Raw genomic sequence first — 15,903 nt, 5'->3', positions numbered from 1 at the left:
TCTGCGGTGGGTTCAATGCGCGATGTGCAGTCCGCACTCGCGGTTCTCTTCGCCCTTGGTGGGGTCCACGTAGTCGAAGTTGTTGGGCAGGCCGTGCTTCTGGCAGTACTCGTACAGCTCCTTGGACGACCAGTGCAGCAGCGGCGCCACCTTGATGAGGCCGTCGGGGTTGATGCTCACCGGGTCCATCTGTGCGCGCACGGCGGTGTCGCTGGCGCGCAGTGCGGTGAACCAGACCTTGGGCGCGGTCTCGCGCAGGGCGCGGGCAAAGGGTTCGAGCTTCACTTCCTCGGTGAAGGCGGCATGGCGCGGGTCGTCCAGCCCCGGCGTGGCGCCTTCCACCGCCTCGCGGTGCGCGCGCGAGCGGCGCGGCAGGTAGATCTTGAGATTCAGGCCGAGCTGTTTCGTCACTTCGTCGGCAAAGCGGTAGGTGGCCTCGGTGTTGTAGCCGTTGTCCATCCAGACCACCGGCACATCGGGCTGCACGCGGCTCACCATGTGCAGGATCACGGCCTCGAAGGGGCGGAAGTTGGTGGTGACGATGGGGCTTTGGCCCAGGCCCAGGGCCCAGGCGACGAGGCCTTCGGCATTGCGGCCGAGTTCGGCGTTGACGGATGCGAGATCGAATTGGCTCATGGTGTGTGGGGTGTGGCAGGGCCCGGGCCTGGCTTACGCTGCGGCCTTGTCGGCAAAGATCGGCTGGGGGTGGACCGCGTCACCCTGGTAGAAGCCGGAGAACCTCTCGAACTGGCGCTGGGCGTCGGCCGGGTCCACGCCATCGCGCAGCACGGCCGACGAGAAGCCCGTGCGCTGCATCTGCACCAACTGGTCGATCAGCACGTCGCCCGTGGCGCGGATGTCGCCCGCAAAGCCGCGGCGGCGGCGCAGCAGAAACGCCTGGCTGAAGGCGCGGCCATCGGTGAAGCTGGGGAAATGCAGGTCCACGCGCTCCACGCCGTCGAGGCTGAGCTTGAGCGCATCGGCATCGTTGGCCAGCGTGACGGTGCGCGTGTCGCCTTCGGCCGGGGCCTGGTGGTCTTGGGATGCAAGTATCTTCATGGGGAGTCTGTCTCTTTGTCGGGGGCTCAGGCCGCAGCCACGGTTTCTTCCTTGTGGCGGGCGGTCTTGGCGGCTTCCTTGAACGGGTCCAGGCCGGTGCGGCGCACGGTGCTCTGGAAGGTCTCGCCGCTTTCGCGCAGGTCGCGGTAGGTGCCGAGCACGGCCTCGATCACATCGGGCACTTCGGCTGCCGAGAACGAGGGGCCGATCACCTTGCCGGCGACGGCAGGGCCCGACAGCTCGGAGCCGTCCGAGCCGCCCAGCGTGACCTGGTACCACTCCTTGCCGTCCTTGTCCACGCCCAGGATGCCGATGTGGCCGCTGTGGTGGTGGCCGCAGCTGTTGATGCAGCCGCTGATGTGCAGGTCGATCTCGCCCAGGTCGTCGAGTTCGTCGAGGTCCTGGTAGCGCTGCGTGATGGCCTCGGCGATGGGCAGCGAGCGGGCGTTGGCCAGCGCGCAGAAGTCGCCACCGGGGCAGGCGATCATGTCGGTGAGCAGCTGTACGTTGGCGCTGGCCAGGCCCAGGGCCTTGGCTTCCTGCCACAGGTCGAACAGGCGGCTGGCGTGCACCCAGGGCAGCAGCACGTTCTGGTCGTGCGTCACGCGGGCTTCGCCGGCGGAGTACTTGTCCACCAGATCGGCCAGGGCCACGAGCTGTTCGCTGGTGGCGTCGCCGGGCGACTGGCCGGGGCGCTTGAACGACAGGGTCACGGCGCGCAGCTGTGCATTCTTGTGCGCATGCACATTGCGCTGCAACCAGCGGCCGAAGGCCACATGCTCGGTGGCCTGGGCCTTGAGCGCGGCGTCGAGTGCGGCCGGGTCGGCATCGGCGATGTCGGCCAGCACAGGGGGCACGAAGCAGGCGGCCACGCGGTCGAACTCGGCCTGGGGCACGGTGTGGGGGCCACCGTCGATCTCCATGATCTGGCGGTACTCTTCTTCCACATCGTCGATGTACTGCTGGCCTTCGGACTTGACCAGGATCTTGATGCGTGCCTTGTACTTGTTGTCGCGGCGGCCATGCTCGTTGTACACGCGCACGATGGCCTCGATGTAGTTCATGATCTGGTTCCAGGGCAGGAACTCGCGGATCACGGTGCCCACCACCGGGGTGCGGCCCATGCCGCCGCCCACGAAGACCTTGAAACCGATCTCGCCGGCCGCGTTCCTGGCCATGTGCAGGCCCACGTCGTGCCAGCCGGTGGCGGCGCGGTCATCGGCGGCGCCGCTGATGGCGATCTTGAACTTGCGCGGCAGGAAGGCGAACTCGGGGTGCAGCGTGGTCCACTGGCGCAGGATCTCGGCGTAGGGGCGTGGGTCGATCAGTTCGTCCACGGCGATGCCGGCCAGGGCATCGGTGGTGGTGTTGCGGATGCAGTTGCCGCTGGTCTGGATGCCGTGCATGTCCACGCTGGCCAAGAGGTCCATCACGTCGGCGCTTTTCGACAGCGGGATCCAGTTGAACTGCACATTGGTGCGCGTGGTGAAGTGCGCGCAGTTCTTGGGCAGGAAGGTGGTGCCCAGCAGGCCCTGGCCCTCCATGGCGGCCTTGAACACCGCCGCCTCGGGCTCGTCGTAGTCGCGTGCGATGGTGGCCAGCACGCGCAACTGGCGGCTGGCGATCTCGCCATAGGGCACGGCCACGCGCAGCATGGGTGCATAGCGCTGCACGTACCAGCCGTTCTGCAGGCGCAGCGGGCGGAAATCGTCCTCGGTCAGCTTGCCGGCCTGCCAGCGCTCGAGCTGGTCGCGGAACTGGTGCGAGCGCTGGTGGACGAACTGCTTGTCGAATTCTGTGTATTGGTACATCGTCGTGGGCTTAGATCAATATGAGTTTGGCGCCCGCCCAGGCCAGCAGGATGGACAGGGCGGAGCGGATCAGGCGCTCGGGCGTGCGGGTGACCAGGCGGGAGCCCAGCCAGATGCCCGGCAGCGAGCCAGCCAGCAATTGTGCAAGCAAACCCCAATCCACAGAGCCAAGAGAGGCATGGCCCAGGCCCGCCACCAGGGTGAGCGGCACGGCGTAGGCGATGTCGGCGCCGATGATGCGGGGCAGCGGCAGCAGGGGGTAGACCAGCAGCAGCACGGTGACGCCAATCGCGCCCGCGCCGACCGAGGTGAAGGTGACCAGGGTGCCGATCACGGCCCCCAGCAGCACGGGCAGGCTCCAGTGGCGCGGGCGCGTGGCCTGCTCGGCATTGGCCTGGCGCAGGGCCTGCTCGGCGGCCTGGCGCTGGCGCGAGAAAGCCACCACCTTGTACAGCGTGGCAGCCGCCGTGAGCAGCAGGGCAAAACCCAGCGTGGTGGTCATGATGCGCTGGGCCTGGCCGCTGGCCGGCCCCAGTTCCTTGAGTGCCCACAGCGCCAGGATGGCCGCGGGGATGCTGCCCGCGCACAGCTGGCCCACCACGCGCCAGGGCACCAGGCGCTGGCGTGCCATGCTCACGGTGCCGCCCATCTTGGTGAAGGCCGCGAACAGCAGGTCGGTGCCGATGGCCAGGTGCGGCTTGATGCCGAAGAAGAAGATCAGCACCGGCGTCATCAGCGAGCCGCCACCCACACCGGTCAGGCCGACGATGAGGCCGACCGCAAACCCCGCAAAGACAAACGCCAGATCGTGCATGGCAGCGACTGTAGGCGCGGGGCTTATGGAAACAAACTATTGTTTTGTCCTGCCCTTATGCGGATAAGCTTATGCGCCAGTGCTGGAGCGGGTTTGCGGCGGGTCTGGGCAGGGGGTGCCGGCTGTGGTGTGCCGGTTACAAAGAGGCCAGGCGTTCCGCTCCCAGGGCCTTGGCCAGCTTCGCATCGAGCGGAAGGGGCTCACCCTGCATGCGCGCGGCCAGCAACTCGCCGCACAGTACGGACAGGGTCAGCCCGCGCGCACCCATGGCCGTGCAGGCCCACAGTCCCGGTAGGGCCGCGGCATCGACCGGGCCCACCACGGGTAGCCGGTCGTGCAGGGTGCAGCGCACGGCGGCCCAGGTGCGCATGCGGCCGGCCGGGGCGGCAAAGTCCGCCTGCAGGCGTTCGGCGGCGGGCGGCAGCAGGCCCTGCATCTTGGTGAAGTTGGCGGTGTGGGCCTCCTGCTGCTCGGCTGGTGTCGGGGGCAGGGCGGTCAGGCCGCGCTCGAAGGTCGACCCCATGATCCAGGCGCGTGGGCCGTCGCCGTCGCCGGACAGAGGGAAGTCGGGCACCAGGTTGCCATTGCCATTGAGTGGGAAGGGGGCCAGCGGGGCTTCGCCCGGCCCATAGGTACCCACCGAGACCTGCCCGCGCAAGGCCTGCAGCGGCCAGTGGTTGTTCAGCAGCGTGCGGCTGTCGGCCCCTGCGGCGATCACCACCACCGGGGCCTCGGCAAGTACCCGGCCCGTGGCATCCAGCGCCTGCCAGGCGCCGTCGGCTCCCTCCTTGCGCTGCAGGCGGGACACGTGGCTGCCTCCGTGCCAGGTGATGCCGGGCTGGGCCAGCAATTGGCCCACCAGGCGCGCAGGGCGCAGCCAGCCCGCATGGGGGTGCCAGTTGGCAGGGGTGCCCGCCGGCAGTTGCGCCTGGGCCAGCCTGGCGTCGCTGGCCGGCTGGCTCCAGTCGGCGCCGGGGCCATCGGCCCAGCTTGCCGGCAGGGCCTTGTTGCGCACCTTGTCGGCTGCATGCCGCTCGAGCACACCGGTCTGGCCGAAATCCAGCCCCTCGCGCAGCAGCGCACGGGCCTGGGTGAGGGTGGCGCGCACGCCGCTGCGCGAGAGGCGAGAGAGCAGGCTGTCGTCGGGCGAGACATGGGGCGCGAACACGCCGGCGGGCAGGCCCGAGGCGCCTGCGGCCGGCGCATCGCCCTGGTCCAGCAACTGCACGCGCCAGCCGCGCCGCGCCAGGCTGGCGGCCGTGGCCGCGCCGGCCACACCGCCGCCGATCACGAAGCACTCGCCTGGTGGCCGAGGCGCCGGCTGGGCCTGCGCCGCGGTGCGCGGCTCCCAGTGCGGGTTGTAGGTGGCGTGCAGGTTGTCGCGCTTGGGCGGGACGCCGGGCGCACGCGTCACCTCGAAGCCGCACTGGGCCAGTGCATCGCGCACGGCGCGCGCAATGGTCCAGGTGGCCAGGCGCGTGCCGCGCCGGCAGCAGCGCGCCACGGCTTTCAGGGTGTGGCTGTCCCAGATCTCGGGGTTGCGCTGGGGACTGAAACCGTCGAGGTAGACGGCATCCACCGCGGGCATCTGCTGGCGCAGCATGGCCTGGGTGTCGCCCACGTACAGGGTGAGCAGCACACGCCCGCCCTCGAAGCTGAGCCGATGCACGCCGGGCAGCAGGCCCCACCACTGGGCGTGGAGCTCGCGCGCCAGCGGCGCCAGCTCGGGGTGGACCGAGGTGGCGCGCAGCAGGTCCTCGGCCCCCACGGGCCAGGCCTCGGTGGAGACGAAATGCAGCAGCGTGCAGCGCGCGGGATCGGCACGCCAGGCGGCCCAGGTCACCAGGAAGTTCAGGCCGAAGCCGAACCCTGTTTCCAGGATGCGCCATTGCGTTTGCCCGGCCCATGCCGCAGGCAGACCGCAGCCGTGCAGGAAGACCTGGCGGGCCTGCGTGAGGCCGCCGTTTTCACTGTGGTAGCGGTCGCCGAAGCGGGGGCTGTAGGGGGTGCCGTCCGGCAGCCATTCGACAGGCTCGGACATGAAAGACAGGAAGCGAGGGCTTACGGGCTGGGGGGCACGTAGCCCGCAGCCGCGTCGGCGCCGCCGCCGAAGAAATGGTTTTCCATCTGGCGTGCCAGGTACTGGCGCGCGCGGGCGTCGGCCAGGTTCAGGCGGTTTTCATTGACCAGCATGGTCTGGTGCTTGAGCCAGCCGGCCCAGGCCTCCTTGCTCACGCTTTCCCAGATGCGCTTGCCCAGCTCGCCAGGGTAGGGGGGGAAATCCAGGCCTTCGGCTTCCTTGCCGAGCTTGATGCATTGAACGGTACGTGCCATGGGGGATTTCCTTGTGCTCAGATAGTTTCGGTATAAAGAACTGAAATCTTAGTTGTTTCAGTTTTGATGGAGGCCTTCCAGAATGCGGTCCATCGGTGCTTGGCACCCATCCGCATTCCATCAAAGAGGCTCTCCATGAATTTTCGCCGCGACTTTATCAAGTTTCCTGCCGCCGCCGCTCTGGTGGGCAGCTTGGCCCTGACGGCATTGCCGTCGTTTGCCCAGTCCGTGACCCTGCTGAACGTCTCGTACGACCCCACCCGCGAGCTGTATGTGGACTTCAACCAGGCCTTTGCCAAGTACTGGAAGGGCAAGACCGGCCAGGACGTGACGATCAAGCAGTCGCACGGCGGCTCGGGCAAGCAGGCGCGCTCCATCATCGACGGGCTGGATGCCGACGTGGCCACCCTGGCCCTGGCCGGCGACACCGACGCGCTGAACGCCAACGGCGGCTGGATCCCCAAGGACTGGCAAAAGCGCCTGCCGCACAACAGCTCGCCCTATACCTCGACCATCGTGCTGGTGGTGCGCCAGGGCAACCCCAAGGGCATCAAGGACTGGGACGACCTGATCAAGCCCGGCATCAGCGTGATCACGCCCAACCCCAAGACCTCGGGCGGCGCGCGCTGGAACTACCTGGCCGCCTGGGAGTTCGCCAAGCGCAAGCTGGGCGGCGATGCCAAGGCCAAGGACTTCGTGGCCAAGCTGTACGGCAATGTGCCCGTGCTGGACACCGGTGCGCGTGGCTCCACCATCACCTTTGCCCAGCGCAACCAGGGTGACGTGCTGATCGCCTGGGAAAACGAGGCCTACCTACTGGAAAAGGAGTTCGGCACCAAGTTCGACGTGATTGCGCCGTCGCTCTCCATCCTGGCCGAGCCCGCCGTGACCGTGGTGGACAAGAACGTGGACAAGAAGGGCACGCGCGCCATCGCCGAGGAATACCTCAAGTACCTGTACACCGAAGAGGGCCAGGACATTGCCGGCAAGCATTTCTACCGCCCCGCCGTGTCCGAGAAGGCCAAGGCCAAGTACGCCAAGCAGTTCCCCAAGCTGAACCTGTTCACCATCAACGACGCTTTCGGCGGTTGGGACAAGGCGGCCAAGGACCACTTCGCCGACAACGCGAGCTTCGACCAGATCTACACCAGGAAGTAGGCTCACCCCGAAGCAGCCTGCGGCTGCCTCCCCTCAAGGGGCGCCACCCGTGGCCCGGCAAAGCCGGATCCACGGTGGCGCTTGCCATGACACGCCCCCAAGAATCACCGTATCCCATGTCCGCCCTTCTTATCGCCGGTAGCCCCTCGGAACGCTCCCGTTCTGCCGCCCTGCTGGATGCCGTGGCCCAGCGCCTGTCGGGCCGTGGCGCGCTGGTGGACCGCATCCACATCCGCGACCTGTCGCCCCAGGCCCTGCTGCTGGCCGACTTTGCCCACCCCACGGTGGTGGGCGCCGTCGACCAGGTGGCCCAGGCCCGGGTGCTGGTGGTGGCCACCCCGGTCTACAAGGCCGCTTACAGCGGCGTGCTCAAGGTCTTTCTGGACCTGCTGCCGCAGACCGCGCTCAAGGGCAAGACCGTGCTGCCCCTGGCCACCGGCGGCAGCCCGCACCACATGCTGGCGCTGGACTACGCGCTGCGCCCCGTGCTGCAGTCGCTGGGTGCCAAGAGCATCCTGCCCGGCATCTATGCCACCGATGCCCAGGTGGCCCTCACGCCCGAAGGGGCCTACGACCTCCATGCCGACATCGCCGCCCGCCTGGACGATGCGGTGAACGTGCTCATCACCGAGAACCTGCGCCCCCCTGCGGCCCAGGCCGGCCGCTTTGCGCCGGTGCACTTCTCGCAGGTGCGATGTAGCGTCTGACGCAGTGGGGCTGCCAGCGCCTTGCCGGCGCCTGGCGGCCCACACCACCTTCCTCCTTCACTCCCTTTTTTGTATCGGGCCGCTGACCGCCATGGCGGGCAGGCCGGGCCGCTGCATGCCCCGACATTGCTGAAAGACACATCGCCATGACACCAGCTTCCATCCTTTCTTCGCGCCGCCGCCAGGTGGTCCTCTCCAGCCTGGCGGCCGCCGCCTTCGCCGCCACGGGTGGCCAGGCCCTGGCCCAGGCCTCGGGCCGCGTGCTGCGCGTTGGCCACCAGAAGGGCTGGCTCTCCATCCTCAAGGGCCGGGGCACGCTCGAAAAGCGCCTGGCGCCGCTGGGCGTGAAGGTCAGTTGGACCGAGTTCAACGCCGGTCCGGTGCAGCTCGAAGCACTGAACGTCGGCTCCATCGACTTCGGCGATGTGGGCGAGGCACCGCCCATCTTTGCCCAGGCTGCCGGCGCCCCGCTGGTGTATGCCGGTGCCACGGTGCCGCGCCCCGCGTTGGAGGCGGTGATCGTGCCCAAGGATTCGCCCATCCGCAGCGTGGCCGACCTCAAGGGCAAGCGCGTGGCCTACAACAAGGGCTCGAACGTGCAGTACTTCCTGGTCAAGCTGCTGGAAAAGAACGGCCTGAAGTACGGCGACGTGCAGTCCATCTTCCTGGCGCCTGCCGACGCACGCGCTGCCTTCGAGAAGGGGGCCGTGGATGCCTGGATCATCTGGGACCCCTTCCTCGCCGCCGCGCAGAAGACGCTGGATGCGCGCCTGCTGGTCGATGCCACGGGCATCGTCAACAACCGCGCCTACTACTTCACCTCGCGCGACTATGCCACGCGCAATGCCGACGTGCTGCGCATCGCCATCGAAGAGGTCAACGCCATCGACACCTGGGCCTCGAAGAACCAGTCGGCGGCAGCGGCCGAGCTGACCACGGTGCTGGGTCTGGACCGCAGCATCACCGAGCTGTACCTGAGCCGGGCCAAGTTCGGAACGGCCCCGGTGACGCGCGAGATCATCGCCGAGCAGCAGTCGATTGCCGACACCTTCTTCGAGCTCAAGCTCATCCCCAGGAAGCTCAACCTGCTGCACGCCGCCCCGGTGGATCTCAGCGCATCCTGATCCCGGAAGCTTCATGCACACCCCCATGCCTTTCCCCTTGCACGCGCAACTGCGCCGCGTGCTGTGCGTGACGGCCGGCGCCTGGGGCCTGCCCACCCGGCCGCGCTGCGCGGGTGTGGGGGCTCCCCGGTTCGGTTTCGCCATCTCCTACTGAAGCAAAAACAAAGAGGTTTCCATGCAGATCTTCTGGTTCATCCCGACCCACGGCGACAGCCGTTACCTGGGCACCTCCAAGGGCGCGCGCCAGCTCAGCCACGACTACCTGCAGCAGGTGGCGGTGGCGGCGGACAGCCTGGGCTATGAAGGCGTGCTCATCCCCACGGGCCGCTCCTGCGAGGACCCCTGGATCATCGCGTCGAGCCTGATCCCTGTGACCAAGAAGCTCAAGTTCCTGGTGGCCGTGCGGCCCGGCCTGCACCAACCCGCGCTGGCGGCGCGCATGGCCGCCACCTTCGACCGGCTCTCGGGCGGGCGCCTGCTCATCAACCTGGTGACCGGCGGCGACCAGAGCGAGCTGGAGGGCGATGGCGTGTTTCTGGACCACGCCACGCGCTACGAGCAGTCGGCCGAGTTCATCCGCATCTGGCGCGAGATCATGGCGCGCAGCCACACCGGCGAGACCTATGACTTCGAGGGCCGGCACCTCACGGTGAAGGGCGCCAAGCTGCTCTTCCCGCCCGTGCAGCAGCCGCACCCGCCGGTGTACTTCGGCGGTTCGTCCGAGGCGGCGCACGACCTGGCGGCTGAGCAGGTCGAGACCTACCTCACATGGGGCGAGCCCCCGGCCGAGGTGGCCAAGAAGGTGGCCGATGTGCGTGCCAGGGCGGCCAAGCACGGCCGCTCCGTGAAGTTCGGCATCCGCCTGCATGTCATCGTGCGCGAAACCGATGCGCAGGCCTGGGCCGCGGCCGAGGAACTCATCAGCCATGTGGATGATGCCACCGTGGTGCGGGCCCAGGCCGTCTTTGCGCGCATGGATTCCGAAGGCCAGCGGCGCATGGCGCGGCTGCACGCCGGCGGCGCCAAGCGTTCGCGTGCCGACCTGGAGATCAGCCCCAACCTGTGGGCCGGCGTGGGCCTGGTGCGCGGTGGCGCGGGCACGGCGCTGGTGGGCGACCCCGAGACCGTGGCCGCGCGCATCACCGAGTACGCGGCCCTGGGGCTCGACACCTTCGTGCTCTCGGGCTACCCGCACCTCGAAGAGGCCTACCGCTTTGCCGAGCTCGTCTTCCCGCTGTTGCCGCTCGGTGTGCGCGAAAAGCTCTCGGGCGGCAACCCGCTCGGCCCCTTCGGCGAGGCCGTGGCCAACGAGCTGCCCCCGCGCGCCTCGCAGAGCTGAACACCAAGGACACGCCATGGCCATCCATTCCATCAACCACGTGCAACTGGCCTTTCCGGCCGGGGCCGAGGAACCCATCCGCAATTTCTACAGCAGTCTGCTGGGCCTGCCCGAGGTGCGCGTGGCTGCCGGCAATGCACTGCACTTCGCCGCAGGCGCGCAGCGCATCGACCTGGTTCCCACCGACCGCTGGCAGGGTGCACCCTCGGTGTCGCACCTGGCGCTTTCGGTGCAGGACCTGCCCGCGCTGCGCGGGCGCCTGCTGCAGGCGCAGCTGCCGCTGGTGGAGAACCGCGCGCTGCCCGGCTACCTGCGCTTTTACGTGAAGGACCCGGCGGGCAACCAGCTGGAATTCCTCGAACCCGATACCGAACGACAGGAGTTCGCATGAACACCACCACCCGTGAGCTGCAGGCATCGCCCGTGGCCGATTCCATCGACGCGGCCAGCCTGGCGCCGCTGGCTTCCTCGCCTGCGCTGCGCTTCGCCAAGGGCGTATTGCTGCGCCTCATTCCCTGGGCCGTGCCGGTCACGCTGATCGTGGTGTGGCAGATCGCCTCCTCGCTGGGCTGGCTGTCCACCCGCGTGCTGCCCGCGCCGCTGGAGGTCATCAAGGCCGCCTGGACGCTGACGGCCTCGGGCGAACTCTGGACCCATGTCAAGGTCAGCGCCGGCCGGGCCCTGGCGGGCCTGGCCATCGGTGGTGGCCTGGGGCTGGTGCTGGGGCTGCTCACCGGCTCGGTGCGCGTGTTCGAGACCCTGCTCGACTCCACCATCCAGATGGTGCGCAACATCCCGGCGCTGGCGCTGATCCCGCTGGTGATCCTGTGGTTCGGCATCGACGAGTCGGCCAAGCTGTTCCTGATCAGCGTGTCGGTGTTCTTCCCGATCTACCTGAACACCTTCCATGGCATCCGCAACGTGGACCCGGGGCTGATCGAGATGGGGCGCACCTACGGCCTGTCGCGCTGGCAGCTGTACCGCCAGATCATCCTGCCGGGCGCGCTGTCCAGCATCCTCGTGGGCCTGCGCTTCTCGCTGGGCCTGATGTGGGTGATCCTGATCGTGGCCGAGACCATCTCCGCCCAGGCGGGTATCGGCTACCTGACCATGAATGCGCGCGAATTCCTGCAGACCGACATCGTGCTCGTGGGCATCCTGCTGTACGCGCTGCTGGGTAAGCTGGCCGACGTGTTCGCCAAGACGCTGGAGCGCTACTGGCTGCGCTGGCACCCCGGCTACCAGAGCGCCTGAGCCCCTCGACCGAATTACAAGACTCCAAGGACCCGCATGTCTGCCTCTTCTTCCATCCTCTCCCGGCGCACCGCGCTGGCGCTGCTGGCCGCCACGGCCAGCGGCCTGGCCGGCGCGCAAAGCGGCGGCAAGCCCGATACCGTGCGCATCGGCTACCAGAAGTCGTCCACCCTCATCGTGGTGCTCAAGACCCAGGGCACGCTCGAAAAGCTGCTCGCCCCGCTGGGCACCAAGGTCACCTGGCACGAATTCACCAGCGGCCTGCCGCTGCTCGAAGCCCTGAACCTGGGCAATGTGGACGTGAGCGCCGACGTGGCCGACACCGTGCCCGTGTTCGCCCAGGCGGCTGGTGCCAATCTGACCTTCGTGGCACAGGAGGCGCCGTCCCCCTCGGCCCAGGCCATCGTGGTGCGTGCCGACTCGCCACTCAAGACCGTGGCCGACCTCAAGGGCAAGAAGATCGGCTTTGCCAAGGCAGCCGGCGCCCACTACCTCTTGATCGCCGCGCTGGAGAAGGCCGGCCTGTCGTTCAAGGACATCGAGCCCGCCTACCTGAGCCCGGCCGATGGCCGCGCCGCCTTCGAGCGCGGCGCCATCGACGCCTGGGTGGTGTGGGACCCGTTCCTCGCCGCCGTGCAGCGCCAGTCCAGCGTGCGCGTGCTGGCCGATGGCCGCGATGTGGCTTCGTACCAGCGCTACTACCTGGCCGCCACGCCGTATGCGCAGGCCCGTGCCGACGTGCTGCGCGTGCTCTTCGCCGAGCTGCAGAAGGCCGGCGCCTGGGTCAAGGCCCAGCCCAAGGAGGCGGCAGCGCTGCTGGCGCCTGTATGGGGGCTCGATGCCGCCACCGTGGAGCAGGCCAACAGCCGCCGCAGCTACGAGGTGCGCGCCGTGGTGCCTGGCTCGCTGGCCGAGCAGCAGCGCATTGCCGATGCCTTCCTGTCCGAGAAACTGCTGCCCCGGCGCGTGAACACGCTGGACGTGGCCCTGTTCAAGCCCGGAGCCTGACGCCATGGCCCAGACATCTGCCAACCCCACCCCGGGCGCCAGCGGCGTGCGCCTGGAAGTGCGCAGCGTAGACAAGCGCTACGGCGCGCGCGAGGTGCTCAAGAAGACCGAACTCGTGATCGAGCCCGGCCAGTTCGTGGCCATCGTGGGCCGCAGCGGCTGCGGCAAGAGCACCTTGCTGCGCCTGGTGGCGGGGCTCGAATCCGTCTCGGGCGGGGCCATCCGCATCGACGGCCAGGCCGTGGACGGCCTGAGCCAGGACACGCGCATCATGTTCCAGGACTCGCGCCTACTGCCCTGGAAGCGCGTGGCCGAGAACGTGGCCCTGGGCCTGCCGGCCGAGCGGCGCGGCGCCGCGGCCGACGTGCTGGCCCGCGTGGGCCTGGGCGACCGGTTGGGCGAGTGGCCGGCGCGCCTGTCCGGCGGCCAGCGCCAGCGCGTGGCCCTGGCGCGCGCCCTGGTGCACAACCCGCGCCTCCTGCTGCTCGATGAACCCCTGGGCGCGCTCGATGCGCTCACCCGCATCGAGATGCACCGCCTCATCGAAGGCCTGTGGCGTGCCAGCGGCTTCACCGCACTGCTGGTGACCCACGATGTGCAGGAGGCCGTGGCCCTGGCCGACCGCGTGATCCTGATCGAGGACGGGCAGATCGCGCTCGATCAGTTGATCGACCTGCCGCGCCCGCGCTCGCATGGCGACGCAGCCTTTGCCGCCATCGAGAAGCGCATCCTCGACCGGGTCTTGCAAAAGCCCGATGCCGAGCCCAGCGCCAACGATGCGCAATGGCCCGGTGTGCCGGCGCATGGCCTGCGCTGGGCCGTCTGACGGCCATCCATTCCTTTCAACCAATCCATTCACCTGTTTCCGGACTTTTCAAGGAGAAAACCATGTCCATCCAAGCCATCAACGTGCGTAACCAGTTCAAGGGCAAGGTGCGCGAGATCATCCGCGGCGACGTCGTCTCCGAGGTCGATGTCGAAACCCCCTGGGGCATCGTCACTTCCGTCATCACCACGCGCTCGGTGGACGACCTCGGGCTGGTCGTGGGCTCCGACGTGGTCGCGCTGGTCAAGTCGACCGAGGTGTCCATCGCCAAGCTGTGAGCGCCCCCGCAGTCTGAGCGCAAGGCCCTGCAATGCAGGGCCTTGCCGTTGGTCAGCTGGCGCCCATCACCGCCACCGCGTGGCAGCCCGTGCCGGCCGCCACGAAGCCATGCCACACGGCGTGTGCGTAGCGCAGACGTGCATCGCATACGAAGAACACCACGCCCACCGTGTAGGCGATGCCACCCGCGATGAGCCAGTGCGCGCTCCATGGCGTGAGGCGGCTCAGCAGGGGCAGGGCGGCCACCACGGCCAGCCAGCCCAGCAGCAGGTACATCCCCGTGGAAAGCCAGGCCGTGCGCAGGCGGTTCAAGGCCTTGAGCACCAGGCCTGTGCCCGCCACCAGCCAGACCAGGGCGAGCAGCGCCAGGTTCCAGCTGCCGCTCGGCCGCAGCAGGGCAAACGGGGTGTAGCTGCCTGCGATGAAGAGGTAGATGGCGCCGTGGTCGAGCTTGAGCGCCAGTTGCTTGCAGCGCCCATCGGGCAGCGCGTGGTACAGGGTGGATGCCAGGTACAGCAGCACCATGGTGGCCGCGAAGACGATGGCGCCTGCCACCCCCGCTTCGCCTTGCGGCCGGGCCGACGCCACGATGAACGGCGCGGCCACCACGGACGCCACGAGGGCCAGGCCATGGCTGGCACTGTTGGCGAGCTCTTCGCCGGCACTTTGCTCGCGGCGGGGCATGGCGGTAGGCGCGGCGCAGGTTCCGTCAGCGGGGCAGGGCGGAGTGGTGGCTGTGGCGCCCGCGCCAGGCCTGGTAGCGCGAGCGCTGCAGCGCAAACAGCTCCACGAGACCGAAGGCCACGGCGCAGCCCATGAGCCCGAACAGCGCGACGGTGCGCAGCGGCTCAATCCTGCGCCGGGAGCGGAAGCAGTTCTTCATGGAAGAAATGGTCGTTGTCGGGAAGGTCGAACGAGAACCAGCTTTCGTCCAGCAGCTCGTCGATCAGCCGTTGCAGGCCGAGTAGTTTCCAGAGCATGGGCCCCCCTTTGGTGGTTGTGGTGCCCCGCCAAGATAGCCGGGCCATGTGACGGTTTTGCGTCAGATGCGCAAATTGCAACGCTCCTGAAACAAGGGCTTTCGTGCGCACCGGGTGGGGCGCTATGCTGGCATTGCATCTGTTTTGCCTTGCCACCATCGCCTGAAGCCACCACCGTGCCCGACACCGTCCTGCCCGAGCTCGCGGCACTGGAAAAGATCATCGACCAGGGTGGCCAGCGCCTGGATGCGCGCGTGGTGCACACGGTGGAGATGCTGTCGGGCGAGCGTTTTCCCATCCATGCCATCAGCCTGGGCAACCCCGACCCGGGCGTGCCCGCCATGGGGTTCTTCGGCGGCATCCACGGGCTCGAAGGCATTGGCGCCGAGGTGGTGATCGCCTACCTGCAGAACGTGGTGATGCGCCTGCCCTGGGACCTGGCGCTGAACCAGCAGCTTGAACAGGTGCGCCTGGTGTTCATGCCCATCGTGAACCCGGGCGGCATGTGGGCCGCCACGCGTGCCAACCCGAACGGAGTGGACCTGATGCGCAATGCCCCGGTGGATGCGCTGGACCGCGTGCCCTTTCTCATCGGCGGCCAGCGCCTCAGCGCGGGCCTGCCCTGGTACCGTGGCAAGCCCGGCGCGCCCATGGAGGCCGAGAGCCGGGCCCTGTGCGAGGTGGTGCACCAGGAGCTGCTGTCGCGCCCCTTCAGCATTGCGCTGGACTGCCATTCGGGCTTTGGCATCAGCGACCGGCTATGGTTTCCGTTCGCACACACGCGCAAACCCATCGCCCACCTGCCCGAGCTGCACGCGCTGCACGAGATCTTTCTGCAGGCCCATGCCTACCACCCCTACATCATCGAGCCGCAGAGCGCGCAGTACCTCACGCACGGCGACCTGTGGGACCACTTGTACATGCAGGCCTGCAACGAGCCCACGCGCACCTTCTTGCCGCTGACGCTGGAGATGGGCTCCTGGCGCTGGATCAAGAAGAACCCGCGCCAGCTGTTCTCGCGCAAGGGCATCTTCAACCCGCTGATCAACCACCGCCTGCAGCGGGTGCTGCGCCGGCACATGCCGCTGCTCGATTTCCTGTCGCGCGCTGCCGAAAGCCACGAGCGCTGGGTGCCCGTACCCGAGGCGCGCGTGCAGCGCCGGGCCGATGCGCTCTCCTTCTGGTACTGAAATGAAACACCCCCTGAGTC

The 15,903-nt window shown here is 68.3% G+C and carries 20 protein-coding genes; 11 read left to right on the top strand and 9 right to left on the bottom strand.

Annotated features, from left to right (window positions below; translation table 11 throughout):
* Positions 1-12 precede the first annotated feature (12 nt).
* From HNP48_RS21270 to HNP48_RS21245, 6 genes are all read right to left on the bottom strand, one after another.
* On the bottom strand, positions 13-636 hold the full coding sequence (locus tag HNP48_RS21270) for a phosphoadenosine phosphosulfate reductase family protein (protein WP_184860794.1): 624 nt from the start codon (positions 634-636) through the stop codon (positions 13-15).
* A gap of 33 nt (positions 637-669) precedes the next feature.
* Positions 670-1,059 (bottom strand): DUF934 domain-containing protein, encoded by a 390-nt coding sequence (locus HNP48_RS21265; protein ID WP_184860792.1) that lies wholly within the window; start codon positions 1,057-1,059, stop codon positions 670-672.
* A gap of 26 nt (positions 1,060-1,085) precedes the next feature.
* Positions 1,086-2,870 (bottom strand): nitrite/sulfite reductase, encoded by a 1,785-nt coding sequence (locus tag HNP48_RS21260; protein WP_184860790.1) that lies wholly within the window; start codon positions 2,868-2,870, stop codon positions 1,086-1,088.
* A 10-nt stretch (positions 2,871-2,880) separates the two neighbouring features.
* The gene (locus HNP48_RS21255; RefSeq protein WP_184860788.1) at positions 2,881-3,684 is read right to left on the bottom strand and encodes a sulfite exporter TauE/SafE family protein; all 804 of its coding nucleotides are present in this window, start codon (positions 3,682-3,684) and stop codon (positions 2,881-2,883) included.
* Between the two features lie 136 nt (positions 3,685-3,820).
* Positions 3,821-5,725, bottom strand: coding sequence for an FAD-dependent 5-carboxymethylaminomethyl-2-thiouridine(34) oxidoreductase MnmC (gene mnmC / locus HNP48_RS21250; RefSeq protein WP_184860785.1), 1,905 nt, complete (start codon positions 5,723-5,725; stop codon positions 3,821-3,823).
* 20 nt (positions 5,726-5,745) lie between these two features.
* Complete coding sequence (locus tag HNP48_RS21245; protein ID WP_007857110.1) at positions 5,746-6,018, bottom strand: oxidative damage protection protein; 273 nt, start codon at positions 6,016-6,018, stop codon at positions 5,746-5,748.
* A gap of 135 nt (positions 6,019-6,153) precedes the next feature.
* Between HNP48_RS21245 and HNP48_RS21240 the strand changes: the two genes are divergently transcribed.
* From HNP48_RS21240 to HNP48_RS21200, 10 genes are all read left to right on the top strand, one after another.
* A complete protein-coding gene (locus tag HNP48_RS21240; protein WP_184860783.1) occupies positions 6,154-7,176 on the top strand; it encodes a sulfate ABC transporter substrate-binding protein in 1,023 nt (340 codons plus the stop codon).
* A gap of 116 nt (positions 7,177-7,292) precedes the next feature.
* Positions 7,293-7,883: an NADPH-dependent FMN reductase gene (gene ssuE, locus HNP48_RS21235; RefSeq protein ID WP_184860781.1), complete on the top strand. Its 591-nt coding sequence runs from the start codon at positions 7,293-7,295 to the stop codon at positions 7,881-7,883.
* Between the two features lie 146 nt (positions 7,884-8,029).
* Positions 8,030-9,007 (top strand): sulfonate ABC transporter substrate-binding protein, encoded by a 978-nt coding sequence (locus HNP48_RS21230; RefSeq protein WP_184860779.1) that lies wholly within the window; start codon positions 8,030-8,032, stop codon positions 9,005-9,007.
* 25 nt (positions 9,008-9,032) lie between these two features.
* Entirely contained in the window at positions 9,033-9,161 is a 129-nt protein-coding gene (locus tag HNP48_RS35420; protein ID WP_260420321.1) for a hypothetical protein, read from the top strand.
* 21 nt (positions 9,162-9,182) lie between these two features.
* Positions 9,183-10,346 (top strand): FMNH2-dependent alkanesulfonate monooxygenase, encoded by a 1,164-nt coding sequence (gene ssuD / locus HNP48_RS21225; RefSeq protein ID WP_184860777.1) that lies wholly within the window; start codon positions 9,183-9,185, stop codon positions 10,344-10,346.
* 16 nt (positions 10,347-10,362) lie between these two features.
* Positions 10,363-10,737, top strand: a complete 375-nt coding sequence (locus HNP48_RS21220; RefSeq protein ID WP_184860774.1) for a VOC family protein — start codon at positions 10,363-10,365, stop codon at positions 10,735-10,737.
* Positions 10,734-11,600 carry an aliphatic sulfonate ABC transporter permease SsuC gene (gene ssuC / locus HNP48_RS21215; RefSeq protein WP_184860772.1) on the top strand — a complete coding sequence of 289 codons (867 nt, stop codon included), beginning with the start codon at positions 10,734-10,736 and terminating at the stop codon, positions 11,598-11,600. Before HNP48_RS21220 ends, ssuC begins: the two co-directional genes overlap by 4 nt.
* 36 nt (positions 11,601-11,636) lie before the next feature.
* Positions 11,637-12,608, top strand: coding sequence for an aliphatic sulfonate ABC transporter substrate-binding protein (locus tag HNP48_RS21210; protein WP_184860770.1), 972 nt, complete (start codon positions 11,637-11,639; stop codon positions 12,606-12,608).
* A 4-nt stretch (positions 12,609-12,612) separates the two neighbouring features.
* Positions 12,613-13,434, top strand: coding sequence for an ATP-binding cassette domain-containing protein (locus HNP48_RS21205; RefSeq protein WP_184860768.1), 822 nt, complete (start codon positions 12,613-12,615; stop codon positions 13,432-13,434).
* A gap of 62 nt (positions 13,435-13,496) precedes the next feature.
* Entirely contained in the window at positions 13,497-13,712 is a 216-nt protein-coding gene (locus HNP48_RS21200) for a molybdopterin-binding protein (protein ID WP_015013774.1), read from the top strand.
* Positions 13,713-13,764: 52 nt separating this feature from the next.
* Here HNP48_RS21200 and trhA read toward each other — a convergent pair whose 3' ends face one another.
* From trhA to HNP48_RS35415, 3 genes are read right to left on the bottom strand one after another with little or no spacing between them, the layout of a single operon-like run.
* The gene (gene trhA / locus HNP48_RS21195) at positions 13,765-14,397 is read right to left on the bottom strand and encodes a PAQR family membrane homeostasis protein TrhA (RefSeq protein WP_184860766.1); all 633 of its coding nucleotides are present in this window, start codon (positions 14,395-14,397) and stop codon (positions 13,765-13,767) included.
* Between the two features lie 25 nt (positions 14,398-14,422).
* The gene (locus HNP48_RS21190; RefSeq protein WP_184860764.1) at positions 14,423-14,596 is read right to left on the bottom strand and encodes a hypothetical protein; all 174 of its coding nucleotides are present in this window, start codon (positions 14,594-14,596) and stop codon (positions 14,423-14,425) included.
* A complete protein-coding gene (locus tag HNP48_RS35415; protein ID WP_260420320.1) occupies positions 14,562-14,693 on the bottom strand; it encodes a hypothetical protein in 132 nt (43 codons plus the stop codon). The genes HNP48_RS21190 and HNP48_RS35415 overlap by 35 nt, the downstream gene beginning before the upstream one ends.
* A gap of 176 nt (positions 14,694-14,869) precedes the next feature.
* Between HNP48_RS35415 and HNP48_RS21185 the strand changes: the two genes are divergently transcribed.
* Positions 14,870-15,883 (top strand): M14 family zinc carboxypeptidase, encoded by a 1,014-nt coding sequence (locus HNP48_RS21185; protein ID WP_184860762.1) that lies wholly within the window; start codon positions 14,870-14,872, stop codon positions 15,881-15,883.
* Positions 15,884-15,903: the final 20 nt, after the last annotated feature.

Origin of the sequence: Acidovorax soli, assembly GCF_014207955.1 — a bacterium.
Lineage (GTDB): Bacteria > Pseudomonadota > Gammaproteobacteria > Burkholderiales > Burkholderiaceae_C > Acidovorax > Acidovorax soli_A.
Note: the sequence above shows the minus strand (reverse complement) of the source record. Positions and strands in the feature narration are given on the sequence as shown.